The sequence below is a fragment of the Mycobacterium kyorinense genome (genome assembly GCF_001672775.1).
Lineage (GTDB): Bacteria > Actinomycetota > Actinomycetes > Mycobacteriales > Mycobacteriaceae > Mycobacterium > Mycobacterium kyorinense_A.
The window spans coordinates 1-661 of sequence record NZ_LZKJ01000146.1 but is presented as its reverse complement, the minus strand read 5'-3'; the positions used below and the strand labels follow the sequence as shown (position 1 = coordinate 661).

General features: G+C 66.4%; 1 protein-coding gene. It reads right to left on the bottom strand.

Annotation, left to right across the window (positions count from 1 at the left end):
• Positions 1 to 87 precede the first annotated feature (87 nt).
• Entirely contained in the window at positions 88 to 429 is a 342-nt protein-coding gene (locus A5707_RS16540) for a hypothetical protein (RefSeq protein ID WP_065012709.1), read from the bottom strand.
• Positions 430 to 661 lie beyond the last annotated feature (232 nt).

The window sequence follows — 661 nt, the reverse complement described above, 5'->3', positions numbered from 1 at the left end:
CAAGTGCACGCCTCGTAGCGACAACTGAGGATTTGGCGTGGCGACGCGGCAACAAATGGTTCACTGGGGACACTTCCGCCACGCCAGTCACGCGAGTGGCCCAGTTGTCGCTGGTGGCAGGGTGCCCGGCTCCGAGCGACACTTGGCTTGGTCGCGCAGCGCCAGCTCACGCGTGTGGATTCGGTGCTCAGTGCCACGCGGCATCCAGCCGGGTCCATATCGACCGCGCCTCAGCCGGCGCACCCGGCCGTGGCCCATTTCCCAGCGCAACGCGTCCGAGATGGATTTCGATGTCCGTCCGCCCACGGCAAAACCGTGCTGCGCGAGCGCCTCGGCCAACTCGCCGACGGTGGCGGGCCCATGGCGAAATAACTGCATTGTCAGTACGTAGCGGAGTTCGGTCCCCCGCAGTAGCAGCGACTCATTCATCGGCCGACCGTCGCATGGACGTCCGACAACCCGTTCGCTGTCGCTGATAGGCGGGCACCCCGAAACACCGGGTCAGGCCGTGACAGGTGTGGCAAACCAAGACAGGAGTGGTCAAAGTGACTCCGGCGCCGCGGCGCCACCTGGCCATACGCCGCGTTGTCGCTACGAGGCGGGCACATCGGCACAACCATCCCGGGAGTGACCGGTGTGACGCCTGGGGCGGCGGCTAAGC